Annotated in this window: 21 protein-coding genes; 13 read left to right on the forward strand and 8 right to left on the reverse strand. The window is 75.0% G+C overall.

Features of this window, described 5'->3' with window-relative positions:
* Positions 1–108 precede the first annotated feature (108 nt).
* Positions 109–801: a metal-dependent transcriptional regulator gene (locus ACIRPP_RS07155; protein WP_164334528.1), complete on the forward strand. Its 693-nt coding sequence runs from the start codon at positions 109–111 to the stop codon at positions 799–801.
* A gap of 645 nt (positions 802–1,446) precedes the next feature.
* Positions 1,447–2,331, forward strand: coding sequence for an alpha/beta fold hydrolase (locus tag ACIRPP_RS07160; RefSeq protein WP_403638686.1), 885 nt, complete (start codon positions 1,447–1,449; stop codon positions 2,329–2,331).
* A gap of 242 nt (positions 2,332–2,573) precedes the next feature.
* Here ACIRPP_RS07160 and ACIRPP_RS07165 read toward each other — a convergent pair whose 3' ends face one another.
* From ACIRPP_RS07165 to ACIRPP_RS07175, 3 genes are all read right to left on the reverse strand, one after another.
* Positions 2,574–4,139 (reverse strand): transporter, encoded by a 1,566-nt coding sequence (locus tag ACIRPP_RS07165; protein ID WP_403639163.1) that lies wholly within the window; start codon positions 4,137–4,139, stop codon positions 2,574–2,576.
* A 23-nt stretch (positions 4,140–4,162) separates the two neighbouring features.
* Positions 4,163–4,939, reverse strand: a complete 777-nt coding sequence (locus ACIRPP_RS07170; protein WP_403638688.1) for an ABC transporter ATP-binding protein — start codon at positions 4,937–4,939, stop codon at positions 4,163–4,165.
* 73 nt (positions 4,940–5,012) lie between these two features.
* On the reverse strand, positions 5,013–5,666 hold the full coding sequence (locus ACIRPP_RS07175) for a bifunctional DNA primase/polymerase (RefSeq protein ID WP_403638690.1): 654 nt from the start codon (positions 5,664–5,666) through the stop codon (positions 5,013–5,015).
* A 290-nt stretch (positions 5,667–5,956) separates the two neighbouring features.
* Here ACIRPP_RS07175 and ACIRPP_RS07180 point away from each other — a divergent pair, with 290 nt between their 5' ends.
* Complete coding sequence (locus ACIRPP_RS07180) at positions 5,957–7,342, forward strand: transcriptional regulator (protein ID WP_403638692.1); 1,386 nt, start codon at positions 5,957–5,959, stop codon at positions 7,340–7,342.
* Between the two features lie 220 nt (positions 7,343–7,562).
* Positions 7,563–9,332 carry a hypothetical protein gene (locus ACIRPP_RS07185; RefSeq protein WP_403638693.1) on the forward strand — a complete coding sequence of 590 codons (1,770 nt, stop codon included), beginning with the start codon at positions 7,563–7,565 and terminating at the stop codon, positions 9,330–9,332.
* Between the two features lie 736 nt (positions 9,333–10,068).
* Here the strand turns inward: ACIRPP_RS07185 and ACIRPP_RS07190 are convergent.
* The gene (locus ACIRPP_RS07190) at positions 10,069–11,376 is read right to left on the reverse strand and encodes an ABC transporter substrate-binding protein (protein WP_403638695.1); all 1,308 of its coding nucleotides are present in this window, start codon (positions 11,374–11,376) and stop codon (positions 10,069–10,071) included.
* A 181-nt stretch (positions 11,377–11,557) separates the two neighbouring features.
* Here ACIRPP_RS07190 and ACIRPP_RS07195 point away from each other — a divergent pair, with 181 nt between their 5' ends.
* Positions 11,558–11,995, forward strand: a complete 438-nt coding sequence (locus ACIRPP_RS07195) for a hypothetical protein (protein WP_239063736.1) — start codon at positions 11,558–11,560, stop codon at positions 11,993–11,995.
* A gap of 47 nt (positions 11,996–12,042) precedes the next feature.
* Positions 12,043–12,924: a formyltetrahydrofolate deformylase gene (purU, locus tag ACIRPP_RS07200; RefSeq protein ID WP_403638697.1), complete on the forward strand. Its 882-nt coding sequence runs from the start codon at positions 12,043–12,045 to the stop codon at positions 12,922–12,924.
* A 113-nt stretch (positions 12,925–13,037) separates the two neighbouring features.
* On the opposite strand, the gene ACIRPP_RS07205 is transcribed toward purU, so the two are convergent.
* Together ACIRPP_RS07205 and ACIRPP_RS07210 are read right to left on the reverse strand one after the other, a co-directional pair.
* Positions 13,038–14,483, reverse strand: a complete 1,446-nt coding sequence (locus ACIRPP_RS07205; RefSeq protein ID WP_403638699.1) for a zf-HC2 domain-containing protein — start codon at positions 14,481–14,483, stop codon at positions 13,038–13,040.
* A complete protein-coding gene (locus ACIRPP_RS07210; RefSeq protein ID WP_403638701.1) occupies positions 14,480–15,061 on the reverse strand; it encodes an RNA polymerase sigma factor in 582 nt (193 codons plus the stop codon). The genes ACIRPP_RS07205 and ACIRPP_RS07210 overlap by 4 nt, the downstream gene beginning before the upstream one ends.
* A gap of 283 nt (positions 15,062–15,344) precedes the next feature.
* Here ACIRPP_RS07210 and ACIRPP_RS07215 point away from each other — a divergent pair, with 283 nt between their 5' ends.
* Together ACIRPP_RS07215 and ACIRPP_RS07220 are read left to right on the forward strand one after the other, a co-directional pair.
* Complete coding sequence (locus tag ACIRPP_RS07215; RefSeq protein WP_164335287.1) at positions 15,345–15,725, forward strand: STAS domain-containing protein; 381 nt, start codon at positions 15,345–15,347, stop codon at positions 15,723–15,725.
* Between the two features lie 287 nt (positions 15,726–16,012).
* On the forward strand, positions 16,013–16,525 hold the full coding sequence (locus tag ACIRPP_RS07220) for an EF-hand domain-containing protein (protein WP_403638703.1): 513 nt from the start codon (positions 16,013–16,015) through the stop codon (positions 16,523–16,525).
* A gap of 41 nt (positions 16,526–16,566) precedes the next feature.
* Here the strand turns inward: ACIRPP_RS07220 and ACIRPP_RS07225 are convergent, their stop codons facing one another.
* On the reverse strand, positions 16,567–18,081 hold the full coding sequence (locus ACIRPP_RS07225; protein ID WP_403638705.1) for a class I adenylate-forming enzyme family protein: 1,515 nt from the start codon (positions 18,079–18,081) through the stop codon (positions 16,567–16,569).
* 152 nt (positions 18,082–18,233) lie between these two features.
* Here ACIRPP_RS07225 and ACIRPP_RS07230 point away from each other — a divergent pair, with 152 nt between their 5' ends.
* The 4 genes from ACIRPP_RS07230 to ACIRPP_RS07245 all read left to right on the forward strand — a co-directional run bounded on the left by ACIRPP_RS07230 (position 18,234) and on the right by ACIRPP_RS07245 (position 22,520).
* Complete coding sequence (locus tag ACIRPP_RS07230; RefSeq protein WP_403638707.1) at positions 18,234–19,475, forward strand: amidohydrolase family protein; 1,242 nt, start codon at positions 18,234–18,236, stop codon at positions 19,473–19,475.
* Between the two features lie 14 nt (positions 19,476–19,489).
* On the forward strand, positions 19,490–20,644 hold the full coding sequence (locus ACIRPP_RS07235) for an acyl-CoA dehydrogenase (protein WP_403638709.1): 1,155 nt from the start codon (positions 19,490–19,492) through the stop codon (positions 20,642–20,644).
* 2 nt (positions 20,645–20,646) lie between these two features.
* A complete protein-coding gene (locus tag ACIRPP_RS07240; RefSeq protein ID WP_403638711.1) occupies positions 20,647–21,534 on the forward strand; it encodes an acyl-CoA dehydrogenase family protein in 888 nt (295 codons plus the stop codon).
* Positions 21,535–22,055: 521 nt separating this feature from the next.
* Positions 22,056–22,520, forward strand: a complete 465-nt coding sequence (locus ACIRPP_RS07245; protein WP_403638713.1) for an ATP-binding protein — start codon at positions 22,056–22,058, stop codon at positions 22,518–22,520.
* A 423-nt stretch (positions 22,521–22,943) separates the two neighbouring features.
* On the opposite strand, the gene ACIRPP_RS07250 is transcribed toward ACIRPP_RS07245, so the two are convergent.
* Entirely contained in the window at positions 22,944–23,870 is a 927-nt protein-coding gene (locus tag ACIRPP_RS07250; protein WP_403638715.1) for a cyclase family protein, read from the reverse strand.
* A 100-nt stretch (positions 23,871–23,970) separates the two neighbouring features.
* Here ACIRPP_RS07250 and ACIRPP_RS07255 point away from each other — a divergent pair, with 100 nt between their 5' ends.
* A complete protein-coding gene (locus tag ACIRPP_RS07255) occupies positions 23,971–24,885 on the forward strand; it encodes an SDR family NAD(P)-dependent oxidoreductase (protein ID WP_403638717.1) in 915 nt (304 codons plus the stop codon).
* Positions 24,886–24,932 lie beyond the last annotated feature (47 nt).

Raw genomic sequence — 24,932 nt, forward strand, 5'->3', positions numbered from 1 at the left:
CCCGGTTGTCGGCCGGATGCGTAAGAATTGAGTCCAGGGCCAGCGCATGCGCCGGTGAGCCGTCCAGCCTCCGGCAGAGCCAATCGCAGAGCTAATCGAGGGGCACGTATGTCCGGACTGATCGACACCACGGAGATGTATCTCCGCACCATCCTCGAGCTGGAGGAGGAAGGTGTGGTCCCCATGCGTGCCCGGATCGCCGAGCGGCTCGACCAGAGCGGGCCGACGGTCAGCCAGACGGTGGCGCGCATGGAGCGCGACGGACTGGTCTCCGTCGCGGCCGACCGGCACCTGGAGCTCACCGACGAGGGACGCCGCCTGGCCACCCGCGTGATGCGCAAGCACCGGCTCGCCGAGTGCCTGCTCGTCGACGTGATCGGGCTGGAGTGGGAGCAGGTGCACGCCGAGGCGTGCCGCTGGGAACACGTGATGAGCGAGGCCGTCGAGCGCCGGGTGCTGGAGCTGCTGCGGCACCCGACCGAGTCGCCGTACGGCAACCCCATCCCGGGACTGGAGGAGCTGGGCGAGAAGGACGGGGCCGACCCGTTCCTGGACGAGGGCATGGTCTCGCTGGCCGATCTCGACCCGGGCGCCGAGGGCAAGACGGTCGTGGTGCGCAGGATCGGCGAGCCGATCCAGACGGACGCCCAGCTGATGTACACCCTGCGCCGGGCGGGCGTGCAGCCCGGTTCCGTGGTGAGCGTGACGGAGTCGGCGGGCGGAGTGCTGGTGGGCAGCGGCGGCGAGGCCGCCGAGCTGGCGGCGGATGTCGCCTCGCACGTCTTCGTCGCCAAGCCCTGAGACGGGCCGGCCCGCCCCGGCCGCGGGCGGGCCGGGCGGCGTCGCCCCCTCCCGGGCCGGTCAACTCCCTTGCCCGGCACGCGGGTTGACGCGCGGTTGACGCCCCGTCGGCGGCAGGGGATGGCTGGTTCGCGCCGAATCCGGGGGCCAGTGCGCGGAACGGCGACGCCGGGCTCGTTCCCGTGCGAGGCTGTCGCCTGGTGCATATACCTGAAGGGCTCTTGGCCGGGCCGCCGCAAGGGGTGCCACCCGGTCGGGGAGGGGCGGGAGGATGTGCCGTGACCACGGGAGGGGCCCCGGCGCCGCACGGCGCCGGGGCCTGTCCTCCCCTGTGCTGACCCGGAGCCCCGAGCTCCCAGGGTCACCCCCGGCGGACCGATTTCCCCGAGCGGCCCGCCTCCCGATGAAGATCTCCCCTCGGCTGCGGCGGTCAATCATGACGGGGTGTCACTCGTATGAGGGGTGTTGCCGGGCGAAAGAGTATTTTCGAATACGCATTCGATAGTCTGCGGGTGGACGGCCGACGGCAGCGGCCGCGCCCCGGGCGCGCCGGACGACGCGCGAAGCGGCCCGGCGGACAGGAGCATCACGGCAGGGCCGTCAGGACACAGCACGACAGGCAGCGAGCTTGGGGGGTGCCAGGACATGGCGCGACGCATCGACGTGACGGGGGCGGGCGGCGTACGTCTGGCCGCCTGGGAGTTCGGCGACCCGCCCAAGACCGCGGCGGACCGCGACGACGGGGCCGAGGGCACCGGGGGCACCGGGGGCGTGCTGTTACTGCACGGTCTGATGGGCCGCGCCTCGCACTGGGCGTCCACCGCCCGCTGGCTCTCCGAGCGGTACCGGGCCGTCGCCCTCGACCAGCGCGGCCACGGCCGCAGCGAGAAGCCCCCGCGGGCCGCCTTCAGCCGCGACGCCTACGTGGACGACACCGAGGCCGCCCTGGAGCAGCTCGGCCTCGGCCCGGCCGTCCTCGTCGGCCACGCGATGGGCGCGCTGACCGCCTGGCAGCTCGCCGCGAAACGGCCCGACCTGGTGCGCGGGGTGGTCATCTGCGACATGCGGGCCTCCGCGCTCGGCGCGGCCTCCCAGCGGGAGTGGGACGCGTGGTTCAAGGCCTGGCCGGTCCCGTTCGCCACGCTCGCCGACGTCCGCAAGTGGTTCGGCGAGGACGACCCCTGGGTGGAGCGGCCGAACCCGGCCCGGGGCGCGTTCTACGCCGAGGTGATGGCCGAGGCCCCGGACGGCTGGCGGCCGGTCTTCGACCCCGAGCAGATGCTCCGCTCCCGCGAGACCTGGGTCTACGACGCGCACTGGGAGGAACTGGCCCAGGTGCGCTGCCCGGCGCTGGTGGTCCGCGGCCTCGACGGTGAGCTGGGCCGGGCGGAGGCCCAGGAGATGGTCCGCGTCCTCCCCCACGGCCGGTACGCGGAGGTCGCCGACGCCGGCCACCTCGTCCACTACGACCAGCCCGACGCCTGGCGCGCCGCCGTCGAACCTTTCCTCGACGGCCTCCGCCTGCCCTGACCGGCCCCTGCCGGGGCGTTCCCCCGCGGCCGCACCGCGTGCGTGGAGCCCGCCCGCCCTGCCCCGGCCCTCGCGTGAGCCGTCCTCCGGCCCTCGCGTGAGCTGTCCTCCGGCCGCCGCGTGAGCTGTCCTCCGGCCCTTGCGTGAGCTGTCCTCCGGCCGCCGCGTGAGCTGTCCTCCGGCCCTTGCGTGAGCCGTCCTCCGGCCCTCGCGCGAGCCGCCCCCCGGCCCCGCGCGAGCGGCTACGCCCTGCTGACCGCCGTGAGGATCTCCGGGAGGCGGGCTGCCGTGCGGGGGGCGGCCAGGCGGAGGCCGAGGGCGGTGAGGGCGGCGCCGTAGAGGGTGCCCGCGGGGAGGAGGAGCCAGGCCCACTGGCGGCCGTCCGCGCTGACGTTGAGCCAGATCGTCGCCGCGATGACCGGGGCGCACAGGACCGCCGCCGCCATCATGCCGCCGAAGACGGAGATCCAGGCGAGGCCGGTCTGGCCGGGGGCGACGTTCTTGTAGCCCTCCTGCGGGATCGAGTAGGGGAAGCGGGCCGAGGTCCAGGCGCCGGTCGCCAGCATCGCCCCGAGCAGGGCGAAGGACAGGCCCAGCGCCTCCGGCATCCGCTCCCAGTCGCCCAGCACGGCCGCGGTCAGGACGGTCACGAACGTGGCGTACGGCAGGGTGATCACCAGCAGGGCCAGTGCCCGGCCGCGCAGCTCGGCGTGGGCGTCCCGGGCGGAGGAGATCGTCGTCGCGACGATCCAGAACGCCGAGGTGTCCTGGCCGAACTGGTTGTACATCATGATGCCGAGCATCCCGGCGGCGAAGCAGGCGAAGTACACGGAGCCGGTGCCCTGCCAGGCGTTGAAGACGGGCACGATCAGGCCGATCGCGAGCGAGGTGACCCAGGCTGCCTTCGTCTTGGGGTCCCGCCAGACGTAGCGCAGGCTGCGGTCCATGACCGTGCCGGTGCGGCCCGCGGGCAGCAGCCGGGTGAGCCCGCCGGAGGCGCGGTCGCGGGCGGCCGGCCCGGACACCGGCAGGGTGGAGCCGTCGGGCGCCGTCATCAGCCGGGTCAGGGACCGTGTCCACAGCGCCAGCAGCCCGGCCAGGGCGCCCGCGGTGAGGGCGAGCCGGGCGGCGGCGACGGCGTAGGAGCCCTCACCGGCCGCGTGCACCGCGGCCAGTGCGGAGGCCGGCGGGATCCAGCCCAGGACGTCCGCCACCGGGCCGAGCTGTGCGAGCCCGGAGGAACCGAGCCGCTGGGCGCCGAAGTTGACCACCTGCGCGCCGACCGCGACCAGCAGACCGCTGAGCACCGCCAGGTCTCGGCCGCGGCGGCTGCTCAGCAGCCGTACGTTGGCCGCGGCGACCGCCCGCGCGAGCGCCACGCACACCAGCAGCGCCAGCGGGACGGCGACCACCCCGGCCGCGAAGGCGGCCCCGCCGTCGGCCACGGCGATCACCGAACCGGCCAGCAGGCACAGCGTGAACAGCGGCCCGATGCCCACCAGGGACGCCACCAGCAGGGACCGCACCAGCGGTTCGGGGCGCAGCGGCAGCATCACCAGCCGGGTCGGGTCCAGGGTCTCGTCGCCGCTGGGGAAGAACAGCGGCATCACCGCCCAGCCGAGCCCCAGCACCGCCACCAGCAGCACCACCAGGGACTCCACGTGGCCGACCCCGCGCAGCGCGACCAGACCGGCGAACTGGAGCACGGCGAAGAGCAGCGCGCAGACCGCCGAGGCGATGTAGGCGGCCCGGCGCCCGCCGGACCGGCGCAGGCCGTTGCGCAGCAGGGACAGCTTCAGCCGGACCATGACCGGGGTGAGGGCGGGCGCGCTCACCGGGCACCGCCGCCGCCGAGCCAGTCCAGGTCGGACGCCGCGTCGCGGCCGTGCGCGCCCACGAGTCCGAGGAACGCCTCCTGCAGTGAGGAGGCGTCGCCGCGGACCTCGGCGAGCGGGCCGTGGGCGCGGATCCGGCCCGCCGCCATCACCGCCACCCAGTCGCACAGCGACTCGACCAGCTCCATGACGTGGGAAGAGAACACGACGGTGGCGCCGGAGGCGGTGTAGCGCTCCAGGACGCCCCGGATGGTCTGCGCGGAGACCGGGTCGACGCCCTCGAACGGCTCGTCCAGGAAGAGGACTTCGGGGTTGTGGAGCAGGGCGGTGGCGAGGCCGATCTTCTTGCGCATGCCGGTGGAGTAGTCGACCACCAGCTTGTGCTGGGCCCCGGCGAGGTCCAGCACGTCGAGCAGCTGGCCGGCCCGCTTGTCGACCTCGGCGCCGGGCAGCCCGCGCAACCGGCCGGAGTAGCCGAGCAGTTCGCGGCCCGAGAGCCGCTCGAACAGCCGCAGGCCCTCGGGCAGCACGCCGATGCGCGCCTTCACCTCGACCGGGTCGCGCCACACGTCGTGGCCGACGACCTCGACCGTGCCCCCGTCGGGGCGCAGCAGCCCGGTCACCATCGACAACGTGGTCGTCTTCCCGGCCCCGTTCGGGCCGACGAGCCCGATGAACCGGCCCGCGGGCAGCTCCAGATCGATCCCGGCGACCGCGACCTGCTGCCCGAACCGCTTCCAGAGCCCTTCCACACGTACGGCACTAGCGCCCACCGCGTCTCCCTCCGTCGAACGAGAACCCTACGGCGGGACGGGGGAGTCGCTCAGGGGCGCGCGGACGCGCCCCCTACCTGTCCCGCCCGCACGCGTAGGCCAGCGGCGGGATCAGCTCCTCCGCGTCCGGCAGCCACCGGTTCGCCGGGGTCGGCCGGCAGGCCCACTGCACGGCCCCCCGGGACCCGGACCGGGTGGGCGGCGCGGCCACCCAGGCGCCCTCGCCGAGCACCGTCAGATCCAGCGAGGCGGGCGGCCAGCCCAGGGTGCGCACCAGGCCCGGCACCTTCGCCGCCGCGCCGGGCAGGACGAAGAACTCCATGCGCCGGTGCGGGGTCAGGGTCACCGGACCGAGTGTCAGCTCCATCCGTTCCATGCGGGCGAGCGCGAGGAAGCCCGCCGTCTCCGGTACGGAGATCGCGTCGAACGCACGGCCCGTGGGCAGCAGCACGGACGCCGCCGGGCGCTCCTGCCACATGCGGCGGGCGACGGTCGCGCTGCCCGTCGCCCGGTCCGCCCAGCCCGGCCCGTCGGGGTGTGCGCCGGGGGCGGGACACGCGGCGTCACCGCACGAACAGCGCTGGACCCCGCCGACGGGTTCGAGCCAGGTGCCCGGGACCACGTCCCAGTGCCGCTCCTCGGCGTAGCGAACTGCGGTGTCCAGCAACGATTCCCCGCGCTGCCTCGGGATCTGCGCGGCTTCGTTGTCCGGGATCGTCTCTTCCATGATGAACACAACTACGGCCGTCACCAGGGGTTACGCCCGTGCGCGTGCGCGGGGGGAGAGCACCCGGCCCGTAACCGGGGCGCATGGGTGCATCCGTGGGGGCGCGCGCGGGGATCCGCCGCCGCGCTTGGGTAGCCAGGAGAAGGACCGGGATCAGCAGTAACCCCGGTAAACCTCACATACCTCGCATTTTCGGCACCGGGGCGGGGCATTGATCTTCACGGCCGCAACTTCCCGCAGCGACGCGAGGAGTACGGCCGCGGAGCCGCCGAGACAGCAGGGGGTACGCCATGGCCGCGAGGCCACTCGTCGCGCGACAGCCGAACGAACGGCTGCAGGCGCTCATCCAGGAGGCCGGATGCTCCAACGCCGGCCTCGCCCGCAGGGTCAACATGTGCGGGGCCGAACACGGCCTCGACCTGCGGTACGACAAGACGTCCGTGGCCCGCTGGCTGCGCGGTCAGCAGCCGCGCGGACGGGCACCGGCGATCATCGCGGAAGCATTGGGCCGCAAACTGGGCCGCACGGTCACGATCGACGAGATCGGCATGGCCAACGGCAAGAACCTCGCCTCCGGAGTGGGCCTCCAGTTCTCGCCGACGGTACTGGGCGCCATCGAGCAGGTGTGTGAGCTGTGGCGCAGCGACGTGGGACGCCGGGACTTCCTGTCCGGCTCCTCCGTCGCCTCCTCCGCCCTGGTGGAGCCCAGCCGGGACTGGCTGATCTCCCTGCCCGACGCCCAGGTGGCCCGTTCGGCGGGACCCCGTGTGGGCCGGTCCGACGTCGAGGCCGTGCGCTCCATGACCCGGTCCCTGGTCGACCTCGACCACCAGTACGGCAGCGGCCATGTGCGCCCCGTCGTCGTGCACTACCTCAACAGCGTCGTCTCCGGGCTGCTCGCCGGCTCCTACCGGGAGGCCGTGGGCCGCGAACTCTTCGCGGTGGTGGCCCGGTTGACCGAGCTCGCCGGGTACATGGCCGTCGACACCGGCCAGCCCGGCCTCGCCCAGCGCTACTACATCCAGGCGCTGCGCCTGGCGCAGGCCGCCGGTGACCGGGGCTACGGCGGCTATGTGCTCGCCGCGTCCATGAGCCACCTCGCCGCGCAGCTCGGCAACCCGCGCGAGATCGCGCAGTTGGCGCGGGCCGCGCAGGAGGGCGCGCGTGGCAGGGTGACCCCGCGCGCGGAGTCGATGTTCCACGCGGCGGAGGCGCGCGGGCACGCCCTGATGGGCGACGCGCGCGCCGCGGAGACGTCCGCGGGGCGCGCGATGAGTGCCCTGGAGGTGGCCGACCCGGCCTCCGGCGACGATCCGGCGTGGATCGCCCACTTCGACGAGGCGTACCTCGCCGACGAGTTGGCGCACTGCCACCGGGACCTCGGACAGGCCCAGGCCGCCGAGCGGTGCGCGCGGGCCTCCCTGGCCGGGCATCCGCCGTCGCGGGCGCGGCGGCGGGCGATCGGCTATGTGTTGTTGGCCACGGCCCAGGTGCAGCAGAGGGAGATCGAGCAGGCGTGCAGCACGGGCCTGCAGGCGGTCGAACTCCTCGACGGGCTGCGCTCCGACCGGGGCGCCGAGTACGTCGAGGACCTGCGGCAACGGCTGGAGCCGTACCGGGAGGAGCCGGTGGTCCGCGAGTTCGGTGCCCGCACGGCCCTGCCCGTGGCCGCGTGAGGGGGGTGAAGGGGCCGTAACCGCACGGCGGACTGCGGAGTACCCACGGTCATCGCGGAGTTGACGTGCCGGAAGGGGCCATGAACAGCGTGCGGTGACGTGGTTTTGTTACTGCTTCCACCGGGCAGGAGCGCGGGCCCCGTGCTGCGTGGCACCGCGCTCGGGGGACCCGGTAGCGTGAGTCGACGATTCACGAGGTCCCCCATTGGCAGGAGTCCCGGTGACGCAGAGTGGACAGGGCGAGGAGCCCTCGGCGCGCCCCGCGCGTGAAGGCATCGTGCTGCCCTCCGACGGTGGTGAGCCCCTGTTGCCGGGCATGTCCGGCGCACCGGCCGCGCCGGCCGGTCCTCCGCCGGGCGGTCCGGGCGACCAGCCGGCCCCGTCGGCGCCGCCCGGCGGCCTGACGTGGGGCGAGCCGTGGGGGCCGGGGCAGCAGGCGCCCGCACCGGCGCCCGGCCAGGCGCCCGCACCGGCGCCCGCTCAGGACTGGCAGCCGCCGGCCCCGGCCTCGTCCCCCGCCCCGCCCGCCGCGCAGCAGTGGGGCGGCCCCGGGGAGTCCGCCTGGGCCGGTCAGGGCGGGCAGAGCGGCCCGGGCCCGCTGCCCCCCGAGGGCGCCCCGGCGCCCTACGACACGCGTGGCCAGGGCCCGGACGCCGGATACGGCACGCCCGCCCCGCACCACGCAGGTGACGCCTACGGCGTCCCCGGAGCGGGCCACGGCCCGCAGGGCGCCTACGGCGGAGCCTCCTACGACGCCTACGGGGCCGGCGACTCCTACGGCTCCGGCGCGCCCCTGCCGCCCGTGGCGCCAGAGGGTGCCACCCAGTACCTGCCGCCCGTCCCCGGCGGGCCCGCCGGCGGGGCCCCCGACGGGGCGGAGGGGGCCACCCAGTTCCTGCCGCCGGTGCCGTCCGGCGCCGACGAGGGCGCGACGCAGTACATACCGCCCATACCCGCGGCGGGACCGGGCGCGCTGCCGCCCGAGATGCCCGCCGGCCACGAGCCCGCCCCCCACCCGGGGCACCACCACCCGCACGGCGCGGCCGGTCACGGTCCGCTCCCGCACGCGGGCGACCCGGACGCCGAGGCCACCCAGTACATCGCCCCGGTGACCGACCAGGGCGCCGCCCCCTACGGGCAGCCGGCCGAGGACGCCCACCGGCAGCCGCCCGCCGAGTTCGACAACCTCTTCCGCAGCGACTCCGGACCGGCCGGGGCCACCCAGCAGATGCCCCGCGTCGAGCACCCCGCGCCCGGCCGGGCCGCCCCCGCGCCGTCCGGCCCGGGCGGTGGCGGCGGCCGGCGAGCCCCCAGGTCCGGCGGCGGGGGCGGCGGGGGCGGCCGGGGCGGCGGCCGTACCGGATCCCGGGTGCCGCTGCTCGCCGCCGTCGGCGTCGGCATCGCCGTCCTCGGTGTCGGCGCGGGCGCGCTGCTCGGCGGCGGGGGCGAGAGCGACGACAAGGGCGGTGACAACCAGCCGGTCTCCGCCACGGCCCCCGCGAGCGCCCCGCCGTCGCCCACGCCGAGCGTCGACCCGGCGCGGCAGCAGGCCGTCGAGCTGGACAAGCTGCTCGCGCACAGCGGCGAGAGCCGGACAGCCGTGATCAACGCGGTCAACGACGTGAAGTCCTGCAAGGACCTGGCCAAGGCGGCCAAGGACCTGCGGGACGCGGCCGGGCAGCGCAACCAGCTGGTCACCGACCTCTCCGAGCTGTCCGTCGACAAGCTGCCCGACCACCAGGCGCTGACCACCGCGCTCACCAAGGCCTGGCGGGCGTCCGAGGCGGCCGACAACCACTACGCGGCCTGGGCCGACCAGACGGCCGGCAAGCGGGGCTGCAAGAAGGGCCAGGCCCGCACCACCGGGCAGACCCGGGCCGGCAACCGGGCCAGCGGCACGGCCACCGTCGAGAAGGGCAAGGCCGCCCGGCTGTGGAACGCGATCGCCAAGCAGTACGGCCTCACGGAGCGGCAGCCGACCCAGCTGTGACCGGCGCGGGGGCCGCGCCGGCGCCACGGCGGCGCCACGGCGGCGGGCCGGGTGAGCCCCGCCCGCCAGACCTCCGGCCGGATCCCCCGCCTGACCTCCGGCCGGATCCCGCGGCGGACCCTCGCCGCACCCCCGCTCGCACGCCGCCGCACCACGCCCGGACCCCGCGGCGCCCGCACCCCGCCCATCCTGCCGCCGGGCCCTCACCGAACCCCGCCCGCATCCCGCCTGGATGCCGCGGCCGGACCCGCGGCGGACTCTCGCCCGCACCCGGCCCGCACCCCGGCAGGTCCCCGCCGGACCTTCGCCGACCCCGCCCGAATCCGCCTGGGCCCCGCGGCCGGATCCGCAGCGGACCCTTCGCCGAGCCCCCGCCCGCACGCCGCCCGCATCCTGCGGCCGGGCCCTCACCGAACCCCGCCCGCATCCCGCCTGGATGCCGCGGCCGGACCCCGCGGCGGACCCTCGCCCGCACCCGGCCCGCACCCCGGCAGGCCCTCGCCGGACCCTCGCCGGACCTTCGCCGACCCCGTCCGAATCCGCCTGGGCCCCGCGGCCGGATCCGCGGCGGACCCTTCGCCGAGCCCCCGCCCGCACCCCGCGGCCGCATCCCGCGGCCGGACCCTCGCCGAACCGCCGCCCGCACCCCGCCCGCATCCCGGCAGGCCCCCCGCCGGACCCGTCGCCGCCCGGATCCGGGGCGGGGTGCCCCGACCGCGCTCGCGCCGGCGTCACCTCACAGCTCGGCCTCCAGCAGCGTCCGCGTCACGTCGGTGAGGTCCTCGCGGGCCGACACCAGCCGCCCGTCCCGGACCACCTGCAGCGACACCTGCGCGTTGGCCAGCCTGGGGTAGCCGACCGCGGCCAGCCTGCCCTGGAAGGACCAGCTCAGGGGCGGAGTGAGGCCGCCGGTGGTGACCTCCAGGCCATTGCGCAGGGCTCCGCGCACCGTGCGGGCGCTCACCTCCCCGCCGCCGAGCGACTCGACCACCTGCCGCAGCACCGTGTACGCGATCCAGGTCGTCTGCACGCCCGCGTCGCCCGGGTCGATGCGGTTGTCGCCGAACGCGGACTCCTCGACGACCTTCCTCAGGGGTTCCCAGCGCGCGTCACCGGCGTGCGGGTACCAGCCGGTGACGAACGACCCCTCGTAGGGGCCGGACGCCCCGCCGGACGCGTCGACGGTGCTCTGGTCGACGCTGCCCAGCACGCTCCCGGTGCGCACCTCGGGGAACGCCCGGCGGGCCCGGCGGAAGGAGTCCATGAAGGTGCGCGTGCCGTCGCCCAGCGCGGGCACCACGCACCCCGGCCGGCCGGGTCCGGTGGCGGCCCCTTCCAGGGCGTGGCGCACCTCGTCGTCGTAGGAGGTGGCGTCCTCCGGTGCCGCGCGGTCCCCCGTCGGGGCGTGGCCGCCCGCCCGGAGGCCCGCGTCGAGCAGGGCGGGCAGCCGGTCGCCGGCGATCGTGTCGGGCCGGACCAGGGCGACCGGCCCGCACCGGTCGGCGAGGGTGCGGCCGAGCCCGGCGAGCAGCGTGGGCAGGCCGCCGTTGACGGGGTAGGACAGCGGGCTGGTGAACTCGTCGTCGGTGAGGCCGTAGCCGCCGATGTAGGGGATGCCGGCGCCCTCCAGGGTGGTCAGGAAGGCGTCGGGGTGCTGGCTGTAGGAGCCCACCACGGCGACCGCGTCCTCCTCGACCGCGCGCCGGGCGCACCGCGCCACGGTGACGCTGTCGTTGCGTTCGTTGCAGGTCAGGACCCTGAGCGGGCGGCCGTCGAGGCCGCCGCGCTCGTTGACCCAGCGGGCGTAGGCCCGGGCGAAGGCGGGCATGCCGGGCTTGTCGGTGGCGCCGGTCTTCTCCGGCGCCCAGGTCATGACGGTGATCGGGGCGTCCCCGGAGCCCCCCGTGGCACCGGGGACGACCCCGCAGCCCGCGACGAGCGCCGCGCACAGCGCGAGTGCCCCGGTGGCCGGCGCGCCGGATCTGATGCGCCGGGGGAGGAGACGGGAGAGGACGCTGCTGCGGATGGGTCGCCTGCCGGTCATGGCCCTGCACGATTCCCTCACCCGGCCAACCCGGCGATGACCCTCGGTCGACGCCCGGTGACGCGGAGGTGAATTGCGGGGTCCCGTGCCGGGCGCGGAGGGCGGAAACGTACGATCGACGACCGTGCAGGGTTCGGAGAACACTTCCCGTCGCGGCCGTCGCTCGTCCACCATGGGCGGCATGCCACTCAACGACATGCCGTGGTGGCGCTGGCGCAGCAATGTGCGCTCCGCGCTGCACATGCTCTCCGACCCCGGGTTCCAGCGGGACGTCTGGCTGGCCGGGGTGGACGGCTACGGGGACGTCACCGACGCGGTCTACCGGCTCGTCGAGGACACCTGGCTGGACAACTGGTCCGCCGAGAAGTACGTGGGCACGATCTTCCGCGACTCCCAGGAGGCGGCGCTCGTCGACACGGCGGTGCTGCGGGTGCTGCGGATCATGCACCAGGTGGGCCCGGACGCGCCCGTCACCGCCTACCTGGAGCACCCGGGCTGGCCGGAGGCAGTGCGGGCGGCCCGGGACGCGCACGTGCGGATGGCGGCGAGCGACGGCGAGGACCCCGACACCCCGCCGAGCACCCTCGAGGTGCTGCACATCCTGACGCGGTCCGCGTAGCGGAACGGCCCGTCGGCCGGGCGCCGTCGTATGGGACCCTTGCCCGCATGAGCGAGCAGTCCACCCGAGCCGAGGCCCCGGCCGACCAGTACGTCCTCACCCTGTTCTGCCCCGACAAGCAGGGCATCGTGCACGCCGTGTCGAGCTACCTGTTCATGACCGGCTGCAACATCGAGGACAGCCAGCAGTTCGGCGACCACGACACGGGACTGTTCTTCATGCGGGTCCACTTCTCCGCCGAGGCCCCGGTGACGGTGGAGAAGCTGCGGGCCAGCTTCGCGGCCATCGGTGACGCCTTCCAGATGGACTGGCAGATCAACCGGGCCGACGAGAAGATGCGCATCCTGCTGATGGTGAGCCGGTTCGGGCACTGCCTGAACGACCTGCTGTTCCGGGCGCGGACCGGGGCGCTGCCGGTGGAGATCGCCGGAGTGGTCTCCAACCACACCGACTTCGCCGAGCTGGTGGCTTCCTACAACATCCCCTTCCACCACATCCCGGTGACGAAGGACACCAAGCCCGAGGCCGAGGCGAAGCTGCTGGAGATCGTCCGCGAGGAGCGGGTCGAACTGGTCGTCCTCGCCCGCTACATGCAGGTGCTGTCGGACGACCTGTGCAAGCAGCTCTCCGGGCGGATCATCAACATCCACCACTCCTTCCTCCCCAGCTTCAAGGGCGCCAAGCCGTACCACCAGGCACACGCCCGGGGCGTGAAGCTGATCGGCGCCACCGCGCACTACGTCACCGCCGACCTCGACGAGGGCCCGATCATCGAGCAGGAGGTCGAGCGGGTGGGCCACGACGTCTCCCCCGACCAGCTGGTCGCCATCGGCCGCGACGTCGAGTGCCAGGCCCTGGCCCGCGCGGTCAAGTGGCACGCGGAGCGCCGGATCCTGCTGAACGGGCGCCGCACGGTCGTCTTCGCCTAGCCACCGGCCGGTCGGCTAGCCAACGACCGGCCGGCCAACCACCGGCCGGCCGTCCAGCCAACGACCGGCCGGCTAGCCACCGGCCGGCCCGGCGCCCGCCGCCGGCGGGCCGGTCACATGCGGCTCAGGCTCGCCGCCGCGTACAGCACGTCCCGGATCGCCTCCCGGTCGCCGACCTGCCCGGCCGCCGCCTCCTGCGGGGTGACGTGTCCGGCGGCCAGGCGGCAGAACTCCGCGCCGTCGAGGGCGACGTGCGCCACCTCGTGCTCGGCGGAGCCCTTCGCGGCCGGGGAGTCGAGCGGGATCAGCCACTCCCCGCCGCCGGAGCCCTCGATCTCCAGCCGCAGGCTGCGCCCCGGTTCACCGGCGGCGACCAGGTGCCGTCCGACGGGGGCGGCCAGCCCGGACCGGCGGCGCGCCTCCAGCACGCTGGGCAGCATCCGGGCCGCAAGGTCGACCATGCGGTGCAGGTGCCGTCCGGTGGGCGGGTCGTAGGGGTAGTCGACGGCCTCCGCGATGTCCTCCGCGTGCACCCAGCACTCGAAGGCGCGATCCAGCATGGCGTCGTGCAGGGGCAGTTCGAAGTCCCCGTAGGGCACCGGCAGGCCGCCGGTCCGGCCCCCGGTGAAGGACACGGTCCGCACCAGGTTGTGGGTCTGTTCCCGCCAGGGTGCCCGCACCGAGCGGGTGTGCGGGACGTGGGCCGCCCGCCAGTACGCCTCGGTGCGGGACGCCGGGGTGGGCCGCTCGGCCGCGACCTCGCCGAGCGGGTCGTCGAGTCCGAGGGCGACGGCGACCATCCCGTCGACGGTCAGCAGGTGCGCGATCACGCCGGCCACGGTGGTTCGGCGGACGGTCGCCTCGTCGGCCCGGTACCAGCGCAGCCGGACGGGGGCGTGCCACTCGGCGTCGCCGAAGTCCTGGAGCAGCGCGTCCAGCCGCGCGGTCTCGGCATCGTAGGCGGCGGCCCAGTCGGGGACCGGGATGCGCGGCGGGCGGCGTTCCAGGCAGGAGTCGAGGACGCGGGTGCGCAGGCCGGGGTCGAGGTCGAGGCTCTCGGGGCGCTGGAGCAGACCGACCGCCTCGCGCAGCCGCAGGGCCTCGTCGGCGCAGGACCCGCACTCGCCCAGGTGGTCCTCGACGGCCGCCGCCTCCTCCGGTGCACAGGCGGCCAGCGCCCAGGCGCCCAGCAGGGACGTCAGCACCCGGTGGTCGAGGACGGCCGGGGCCGGCCGGGGGACGACGCCGGACGCCCCGGCGGCGGGCGCAGGCCGCTCGCCGCCCCCGGCGGAGGGCGGGGGACCGGCGGGCGGTGCGGTGTCGGCGGCGGGCGGTAGGCCGGTGGGGGAGTGAGCGCTCCCGGGCGGGCCGGGGTCCGTACCGTCCGTCCCGTTTCCCGGGTCCGTACCGTCCGTCCCGTTTCCCGGGTCCGTACCGTCCGTCCCGTTTCCCGGGCCCGTGCCGGTGCCCGCGGTGCCGTGTCCGTAGCCCTCCGGCCCGGCGCCGGGCCGGAGGGCGTGCCCGGGGCCGTCTCCGGGGTCGAGGTGGTCGCCGGTCATGCCGCACCCCCGATGCCGGGCGGGCCGCCCGGGGCCTCGGTGTCGTGGGCCGTGGAGAGCAGTTGCAGCCCCAGCCGGAGCCGGCGACGGGCCTCGTCCTCGGTGACGCCGAGGTCGGCGGCGGTCTGCCGGTAGTCGCGCCGCTGGAAGTAGGCGAGCTCCAGCGCGGCGCGCAGCGGCACCGGCATGGACTGGACGATGTAGTCGGCGCGGGCGGCCACCGAGGCGTGGCGCACCTTGTGCTCCAGCTCCTCCGTCGTGCCCGGGCCGCCCCGGGCGAGCGCGGCGGTCTCCGTCACGCGCAGCCGCTGTACGGCCAGCCGGTGGGCGAGCCCGGCGAGCCAGCCGCGCAGCGGGCCCTGCCGGGGGTCGTAGGCGTCCGGGTGCTCCCAGACGTGGGTGAAGACGTCCCGGGTGACGGCGTCGGCGGCGCGCTCGTCGCCGAGGACGCGGTGCGCGAGGCCGTGCACGAGGGAGGCGAACCGGTCGTAGAGCTCGCCGAGGGCGGCCGCCTCCCCGCGCGTGAGCCGCTGCTGCATGGTGCGGTCCCAGCGGGGCGGTACGTTCCGTTCGGTCATGCGGCCCCCTCACCCCTTGTTGCCTGGTGGTCCCGAATGTAGTCGGCGTCACCAGGGACGCACGCCCCTTTGTGGCAATGTGCGCCCCCCGCGCGGCCCTGAGTGGTAAGAGGCCCTACCCCCCTGCACGCGATCAGAACCGATCGATTAGGATCGAATGCGACTGAATCAAGCCTTTTCTGTTCGGTAACCGTTTCTGTGCTCGCGTTTCAGGGAAACGGCCGGTGGGCAGCCGCGCTGCAAGGAAGCGTAGGGACTGCTTCCGTTTCGGCGAGCGAAGGGCGTGGTGGTGACCTTCACAGTGACCGACGGGGAGCAGGGCGCATGGGCCGTGCTCCGGGTGTCGGGCGAACTGGACCTGATGACGTCCCCGGTGCTGCGCCAACGGGTGCACGACGCCGTGGCGGACGGCCGGCACAGTGTCGTCCTCGACCTCTCCGACGTGTGGTTCTGCGACTCCAGCGGGGTCGGTGTGCTCATAGGCGCCCGGCGGCTGCTGCGGTCCTGCGGGGGTGAGCTCCGGCTGATCCTGCCCGCCCGCGGCGCCGCGGACGGCAGCCACGTGAACAAAGTGCTCGGCGCACTCGGCGTGCGCCGCCTCTTCGACATCCACCCGGACGTGCCCTCCGCCGTGGACGAGGACGCCCGCCCGCTGTCGGCCTGACCGCCGGCCCGCACCCGGACCGGGACGAGCGACCGGTTTCCGCGTCCCGCCCGCCCGGCGCCGCGGCGGCCCGCCGTGCCGCGGTGCTCTCCTGCCCCGCGCCCTCGGCTCCGGCCGCGCGCCCCCCGCTCCGGCCCGGGCACCGCGCACCCCGCCCGGAGCAACGGGGTGGTCGCGGAATGCCCCCGGTCCTGGCACAGGTGCGGTATCCGTTCCCCGGGACCGTCCCGTACGACGTACGCTCCGGACGAGAAGACCCCACTGACTTAAGGCGGCCTGAAAGAGACATGGTCACCAGCGAGCACGACCGCAGGATCGCGGACCGATTCGCCACGTTCGACCAGAACGGCAACGGCTACATCGACCGCGAGGACTTCAGCCACGCGGCGAAGGCGCTGCTGGCGGAGTTCGGCGTCGCGGCCCGTTCCGACCGGGGACAGTCCCTCTACGGCGGCGCGGAGGCGTTCTGGCAGGGCATGGCCGGAATCGCGGACCGCGACGGCGACCAGCGCATCACCCGCGAGGAATTCGTGAACGGTGCGCTGAAGCGACTGCGCGACAACCCCGACCGGTTCGGCGAGATCGCGCGGCCCTTCCTGCAGGCGGCCCTCGCCGTGGCGGACGGCGACGGCGACGGCCGGGCCACCGTCGAGGAGACGGCCCGCGTCCTCGTGGCGCTCGGCGTCACCGACGACCTCGCCCGCACCGCGGCGGCCACGCTGGACACGGACGGCGACGGCCGGATCGGCGAGGACGAGGTCGTCCGGTCCTTCGCCCGCTACTTCACCGTCCCCGAGTAGACCTCCCGGCCGTCGGTGCCCCGCCCCCGGGCGGGGCACCGTCATGCCGAGGTCCCCGCGTAGCGCTCGCGCAGCTCGTACTTGAGCACCTTGCGCAGCGTCCGTCCGCGCGGAAGGGCGTCCACCACCTCCAGCCGCTCCGGCAGCTTGTGCACCGACAGCCCTTCCGCGCGGAGGAACGCGGTCACCTCCCCGAGCGTCGGCGTGCCCGCCCCGGGCGCGCGCTCGACCACCGCGCACACCAGTTCCCCGCGCCCGCTGTCCGGCAGGCCGATCACGGCCACGTCGCCGACCGCCGGGTGCGCGTGCAGCAGGTCCTCGATCTCCTTGGCCGAGATGGTCTCGCCCTTGCGGATGATCACGTCCTTGAGCCGTCCGGTGAGCACCAGGTGGCCGTCGTCGGTGAGGTGGCCGAGGTCACCGGTGCGCAGGAAGCCGTCCGGGTCGAACGCCTCCGCCGTCTGCGCCGGGTCCAGGTAGCCCCGGCACACCGCCTCCCCGCGCAGCCGCACCTCGCCGTCCACGATCCGGATCTCCATCCCCTCCGGGGGGCGGCCCTCGGTCGTCGCCAGCTGCTCGTGGCTGTCGTCCGGGGACCCCATGGTGATCATCGGCACCTCGGTCATGCCGTAGCCGTGGGCGAGGGCGACGCCCATCTCGCGCACCACCGCGTGGTACAGCTCCGGCGGCTTGGGCGCGCCGCCGCCCGCCAGCAGCCGCAGCGTCGGCACCACCGGCTCGCCGGGCCGGGCCCGCTGCTCGGCGAGGAACATCGCGTAGAAGGCCGTGGAGCCGCCCGCCAGGGTCACCCCGTGGGCGCGGTACTCCGCCAGCGCCTCCGGCAGCGCGAAGTGCTCGAAGAGCACCGCCGGGAAGCCGTACAGCAGCAGCATCACGGTGTAGTCGGGTCCGCCGATGTGGGCGTAGGGGAAGGCGATGGAGCCGACGTCGGCCGCCGTGGGGCGCAGCGCGTGGGCCAGGCAGGAGCCGCCCGCGATCAGTGAACGGTCGGTGTGCAGGACGCCCTTGGGGGTGGACGTGGTGCCGGAGGTCCAGTAGATCCAGCGGACCTCGGTGCCGTCGGAGGGCGGGGCGGGCAGCACGGCCGGGTCGCCGTCGGGCAGGTCACGCGCGTCGCCGACCTCCAGCACGCCGCGCGCGCCCAGCCGGCGGGCCATCGCCGTGTGGTCGTGGCCGCGCCAGGTGCCCGGGACCGCGAAGAACTCCGCCCCCGACGCGCGCAGGACGAAGCCGACCTCGTGGTCCCGGTGGAAGGGGATCACCGGGGTCTGGACGGCGCCGAGGCGGGCCAGCGCGAAGGTGAGCAGGACCGTCTCCAGGCGGGTGGGCAGCTGCCAGGCGACGACCGTGCCCGGGCGCACCCCCAGGGCGTGCAGGCCGGCCGCCACCCGCTCCGCCCGCTCGCGCAGGGCGCCGAAGGTCAGGACGCGGCCGTCCTGGAGGAACACGGGCCGGCCGGGCGTCAGCCGGGCGCGGGCGTCGAGGAGGTCCCAGAGGGTGCGGGAGGTGCTCAGGGCGTGCGCGGTGTCGGACATGACGGCCCCCTGCGGCATGGACCTGACGGTCAGTCAGATCGGTGCGCAGAGCGTAGGACGCACCGCCTTGCCGGTCCAGGGGTGCGGGGCTAGCCTGCGCGCAGCGGCACTATCTGACGGGTCATCAGATCCGAGCTCCGGCGGAGGGGACCATGGCCGAACTGCCCCGCATCATCAGCGTCGACGACCACGTGATCGAGCCCGCGCACCTCTTCGAGACCTGGCTGCCGTCCCGCTACCGGGACCGCGGCCCCCGCCCGCTGACCGCCGGCATCGGTGAACTCGCCTACGTGGGCGGCAGGTACCGGATCACGATGGACCCCGACGGCCCGCCCGCCGACTGGTGGATCTACGAGGACCTTCAGTTCCCGTACAAGCGCAACATCGCCGCCGTCGGCTTCGACCGCGACGAGATGACCCTGGAGGGCATCACCCGGGCCGAGATGCGGCCCGGCTGCTGGGACCCGGCGGAACGGCTCAAGGACATGGACCTCAACCACGTCGAGGCGTCCCTGTGCTTCCCCACCTTCCCCCGCTTCTGCGGCCAGACCTTCGCCGAGGCCCGCGACAAGGACCTCGCCCTGGCCTGCGTGCGCGCCTACAACGACTGGATGGTCGAGGAGTGGTGCGGGGACAGCGGCGGGCGGCTGATCCCGCTGTGCCTGATCCCGCTGTGGGACGTGGAGCTCGCGGTCGCCGAGATCCGGCGCAACGCCGCGCGCGGGGTGCGGGCCGTCACCTTCTCCGAGATCCCCACCCACCTCGGCCTGCCGTCCATCCACTCGGGCCACTGGGATCCCTTCTTCGCCGCCTGCGAGGACACCGGCACCGTCGTCAACATGCACATCGGCTCGTCCTCGCAGATGCCGGCCGCCTCCCCGGACGCCCCGCCGGCCGTGCAGGCCACGCTGTCCTTCAACAACGCCATGGCCTCCATGACGGACTTCCTCTTCAGCGGGGTCCTGGTGCGCTTCCCCCGGCTCACCCTCGCCTACAGCGAGGGCCAGATGGGCTGGATCCCGTACGCCCTGGAGCGCGCCGACGACGTGTGGCGCGAGCACCGCGCCTGGGGCGGGGTCCGCGACACCGTGCCCGAGCCGCCGTCGGTGTACTACTACCGGCAGATCTACTGCTGCTTCTTCCGCGACAAGCACGGCATCGCCTCGCTCGACACCGTCGGCCGGGACAACGCCACCTTCGAGACCGACTATCCGCACGTCGACTCGACCTTCCCGCACACCAAGGAGGTCGCCCTCGACCACGTGCGGGGCCTCGACGACGAGACCGTCCACAAGCTGATGCGCGGCAACGCCATCCGCATGCTGGGCCTGGACCTGGACACGGCGGACGCCCCGGGCGCGGGCCGCGGTCCCGGCGCCGGCTCCCGCCCGTAGCCGGGGCGGCGGCCATGGACCTGTCGGACACCCCGCGGGAGGCGGAGTTCCGCGCCGGACTGCGCGCGTGGCTGGCCGAGGTGCTGCCCACGCTGCCGCCCGAGCCGGACCCCGGCGACTGGCCGGGCCGCCGCGCCCACGACCTCGGCTGGCAGCGGATGCTGCACGACGCCGGATACGCGGGACTCCACTGGCCGGCGGACGCGGGCGGCCGGGGCTCCACCCCCGCCCAGCACCTGATCTTCCTGGAGGAGACCGAGCGGGCCGGAGCGCCCTACGTGGGCGCGGGCTTCGTCGGACTGCTGCACGCCGGCCCCACCATCGCCGCGGAGGGCACCGCCGCGCAGCGGGCCCGCTGGCTGCCGCCGATCCTGCGCGGCGAGGAGGTCTGGTGCCAGGGCTTCAGCGAACCGGGCGCGGGATCCGACCTCGCGGCGCTGCGCACCCGCGCCCGGCGGGACGGCGACGACTACGTGGTCAGCGGATCCAAGATCTGGACCTCGCACGCCGAGGTCGCCGACTGGTGCGAACTGCTGGTGCGCACCGACCCCGACGCGCCCCGGCACCGCGGCATCACCTGGCTGGCGATGCCCATGGACGCCCCCGGCGTCACCGTCCGGCCGCTGCGCACCCTGGCCGGGACGGCGGAGTTCGCCGAGGTCTTCCTCGACGAGGTGCGGGTGCCGGCCGCGTACCGCGTCGGCGAGGAGAACGACGGCTGGCGGGTGACCATGGTGACGCTCTCCTTCGAGCGCGGCACCGCCTTCGCCGGTGAGGTGGTGGCCTGCCGCCGCGTCCTGGCCGCACTCGCCGCCGAGGCCCGCCGCACCGGCCGCTGGGACGACCCCGTCCTGCGGCGCCGGCTGGGCGCGCTCCACGCCGAGTTCCGCGCGCTGTGGCGGCTCATCCAGTGGAACGTGAGCGCGGCGCAGGCGGGCGGGGCCGTCCCCGGCGCCTCCGGCTCGGTCTTCAAGCTGCGCTACTCGCACGCCCGTCAGGAGCTGTACGACGCCGCCGCGGACGTCCTCGGCCCCGACAGCCTCGACCTCGGCCGCGACTGGACCCGGGACCGGCTGACGTCGCTGTCCTACACGATCGCCGCCGGGACCTCCCAGATCCAGTACGGCATCGTCGCCGAGCGCATCCTCGGCCTGCCGAAGGGACGCTGACCGTGCGCTTCTGCCTCACCGACGACCAGCGGGCCCTGCGCGAGGGCGTACGGGGGCTGCTGGAGCGCCGGTTCGGCCCCGGGCCGCTGCGGGCCGCGGCCGGCGCCGGCGGACCGCCGCGGCTCGACCGGTCGTTGTGGCGCGCGCTCGGCCAGGCCGGCTTCTTCGCGCTGCGGCTGCCGGAGGCCGACGGCGGGGTCGGCCTCGGACTGCCGGAGGCGGTGCTGGCGTTCGAGGAGGCCGGGCGCGCGCTGCTGCCCGGACCGCTGATCGCGACCCACCTCGCGGCCGGGACCGTACCGGGGGCTGCGACGGGCGAGACCGTGGTCGCGGCCGTCGACGGCGGCCTCGTGGAGTGGCGGGCGGAGGCGGACGTGGTGCTCGGTGACCCGGCCGGGGCCGAGCCGCTGCGCTCGCTGGACCCGCTGACGCCGCTGCACCGGATCCGGGGCGGACGGCCGGCCGCCCCCGATTCCGTGGCGGAGCTGCTCACCGCCGCCGAGCAGCTGGGCACCGCGACCCGGGTGTGCGAGCTGGCGACGCAACACGCCCGGACCCGCGAACAGTTCGGGCGGCCCGTCGGGGCCTTCCAGGCGGTTGCCCACCTGTGCGCGGGCATGCTGGTGCGCGCCGAGACGGCCCGCGCCGCGGTCTACGCGGCCGCCGTCACCGCCGACCCGGTGGACATCGCCGCCGCCCGGCTGCTCGCCGACCGGGCCGCCGTGCGCTCCGCGCGGGACTGCCTCCAGGTGCACGGCGGCATGGGCTTCACCTGGGAGTCGGAGGTCCATCTGCACCTCAAGCGGGCCTGGCTCCGGACCCACCGTGCGGGCGGTACCACGGAGAGTGAGGAACGGCTGGCGGCGGATCTGCTCGCCGACGGCGCCTGAACGGACCTCCCGTCTGCGCATTCCCACGGCTCCGCCGCGCTGAGGGCCGGGAGATGTCACGGATCGTGGCATCGGGGGGTCACGCAGCGTTGATACCTTCTTGTGCCCTGCGCGGGACTCGTCACGGCCTGTCGCCGGGCGTCCGCTCCGGTACCTTGTGTGGGATGCGAGTGGTTATGAGCACGCACCGCACCGGAGTTGCCCTCGGGGCCGCGCCGGATCCGCTGGTGTCTGCCCCTGCTCGCCGGGTGGCCGGGCCTGTTGCCGCCGCCTGTTCGACTCCCCGGGGCGGGCGTCGCACAGTATGCCCCACGGGTACTCCTTCGCGCTGGAATATGCCCGAAGCGCTTGTTGGGGTGACTGTACGTCAACCATGCTGTGCCACAAGGGATTCACGGTCCGTGATCCCTGCCCCGGCCGTTGTTCTGGCCATGCAGGAAATGGCTACGATCGTGGCCTACGTGAGGCGCGAGCCTAAGTGTCCGCCGGTTCGGATGGTGTGAGCGGTGCAGGTGCTTCGAGTGCAGCTGGATATCCGGCCCGACCCCGCCGAGGTGGGGCGTGCCCGGCGGTGGGCCCGCTCGCGACTGGCCGGTTCCGGCATAGAGCCCGACGAGCCGCTCGCGGAGACGCTGATCCTGCTCGTGTCGGAGCTCGTCACCAACGCCGTGGTGCACACCGGCTGTCCGGCGGTCCTGTGCCTGTCCCTGCCGGGCGAGCCGGGCGAGGAGGCCACCGTCCGGCTGGAGGTGGCCGACCGCAGCGGCCGGGCGCCGGTGCCGCGCTGCGTGGACGGCGAGGCGACCGGCGGGCGCGGACTCGCCCTCGTCGACGGCCTGGCCGACCGCTGGGGCTGGAGCTCCGAGGGCACCGGCAAGCGCATCTGGTGCGAACTCGACCGCTGCGCGCGCCCCGGAGACTCCGCTCCCGCCTGCGGCGCCACCGCGGTGACGACGTACGACGGGCTGGCGTACGAGGCGGTGTAGCCGCCCCAGGCCCCGCGTCCCGCGTCCCGCGTCCCGGTATGGGCCCGCGCCGGCCACCCCGGTGCACGGGTGCACGGCGGGGCGGCGGTGTGCGGCGGGGCGTTGCGCGGTGCGCCGGGCGTGCATCCGTGCGCGGCGGGCGGCGAACCCGGCATCCGTGACGAACCGGACGGATGCGTGCCAATCGGTGTTGACGTGACGTGACCGGCTCACCACTCTGGTTCTCAGCGATCCGCCGCGAGGGGACGGCGAGGGCCTCGGTGACGGAGTTCCTCGGCGAGTGCGGGTCGTGACACGGCGTCGGTGCCCCTGCGCGGGGCCGGGCGGGAACGCCGGAGTCGGAACGGCGGTGCGGAAGGGCCGTGCTCGGGGCATGTCGGCGCCGCACCGCCGCCGACGTCACCCCGGGGTCGCGGCGGGCCCTCACAGCACGGCGACCGGTGCCACGGGCGCTCCGGTGCCCCCGGTGAACGGCTCGGGCGTCGCCGCCAGCAGGAAGGCGTAGCGGCCGGTTTCTCCACAGGCTGTGGACAACTCCTCCAGGTTCCAGTTCTGGCCCTGCGGCATGCCCATCTCCACCAGGTGCAGGGCGTGCACCGGCAGCCACAGGTCCGCCACCTCCGGCGGGAAGATCTCGAAGGTGAGCGTGTCGGCCGCGACCGCCGCCACGTCGCGCGCGTGGAACCACTCCGGGGTGCGGATCGACAGCCCGGGCGACGGATACGCGTACGCGTGGCGGTCCCCGGCCAGCAGCAGCCGCATCTGCCCGGTCCGCACCAGCACGACGTCCCCGCCGGCCACCCGGACCCCGGCCAGTTCCTCGGCCGCCTCCAGGTCCTCCGGGACGACCGCGTGCCCGCCGGGCAGGCGGCCGGTGCCGCGCGCCCGCGCCACGTCGAGCAGCACCCCCCGGGAGACCAGGTGCCGCACGGCCGCGATCGAGGCGAAGGCGGCACCGGCGTGCGCGGTGACGGTGCCGGCCGGGCGGCCGTTGTAGAGCCGCCCCGAGTGCGAGACGTGGGCCAGCGCGTCCCAGTGGGTGCCCGCCTGGAGCCCCATGGTCACCACGTCGTCGCTGCAGGCGACCGTGCCGGGCCCGAACAGCTCCTGGTTCAGCTGCACCATCGCGTGCAGCGGGTCGACCCGGCCCGGGATCGCGCCGGTCTGCACCCCGTCCCGCCGCAGCGGCACCGCGAGCGGCACCCGCCGTCCCGGGCCGACGCAGGCCACCGCCGCGCGGACCACCTCGTCGGTGATCAGGTTCAGGGTGCCGAGTTCGTCGTCGGCCCCCCAGCGGCCCCAGTTGTTCACGCGTGCGGCGATGGCATGGAACGCGTCCGGCAGCGACATCGGTCCTCCCGGGGGCTTGTGCCCGCCGTCCGGCGGGCCGACCATCGGTACGAGATATCTAACGGTCCGTCAGAAACCGTGGAACGGGAAGGGGACCGGCGTGGGGAACTTCCTGTCGGACAAGGTCGTCGCCGTCACCGGAGCAGGGCGCGGCATCGGCCGCGCGGTCGCGCTCGCGGCGGCCGCCGAGGGCGCCCGCCTCGTCGTCAACGACTACGGCGTCGGCGTCGACGGCGCGGACCCGGCCAGTGACGTCGCCGACGCCGTGGCCGAGGAGATCCGGGCGGCCGGCGGGGACGCCGTCGCGGTCGCCGACGACATCTCCACCATGGCGGGCGGGCAGCGCGTGGCCGACACCGCGCGGTCGGCGTACGGCAGGCTCGACGGGGTGGTCTGCGTGGCCGGGATCCTGCGCGAGCGGATGCTGTTCAACATGACCGAGGAGGAGTGGGACCCCGTCCTCGCCACCCACCTCAAGGGCACCTTCACCGTGTTCCGCGCCGCCTCCGCCCTGATGCGCGCCCAGCGCTCCGGCACCCTCATCGGCTTCACCAGCGGCAACCACCAGGGCTCGGTCTCCCAGGCCAACTACAGCGCGGCCAAGGGCGGCGTCATCTCCCTGGTGCGCAGCGCCGCCCTGGGCCTGCACAAGTACGGCGTGACCGCCAACGCCGTGGCCCCGGTGGCCCGTACGCGGATGTCGGCGGGCGTCCCCACCGAACTGGCCGGGATCGGCGAACCGGAGGACGTCGCCGCCCTGGTGGTCTACCTGCTGTCGGACCGGGCCCGGGAGGCCGGCGTCACCGGCCAGGTGTACACCATCGCGGGCCCCAGGATCGCCGTGTGGGCCCAGCCGCGGGAACTGCGCGCCGCCTACGCCGAGGGCGCCTGGACGCCCGAGCGGATCGCCGACGCCCTGCCCACGACGGTCGGCACCGACCCGATGCCGCTCCTGGAGCACGTGACGGCGATGGAGCGGGCCGCCCGGGAGGGCCGCCGGCCGAACGCCCAGTGACCCGCGGACCCGCACCGCACGTGCGCCCGCCCCGCGTTGAGAGGAGA

It is taken from the genome of Streptomyces sp. NPDC101219 (assembly GCF_044767675.1).
Lineage (GTDB): Bacteria > Actinomycetota > Actinomycetes > Streptomycetales > Streptomycetaceae > Streptomyces.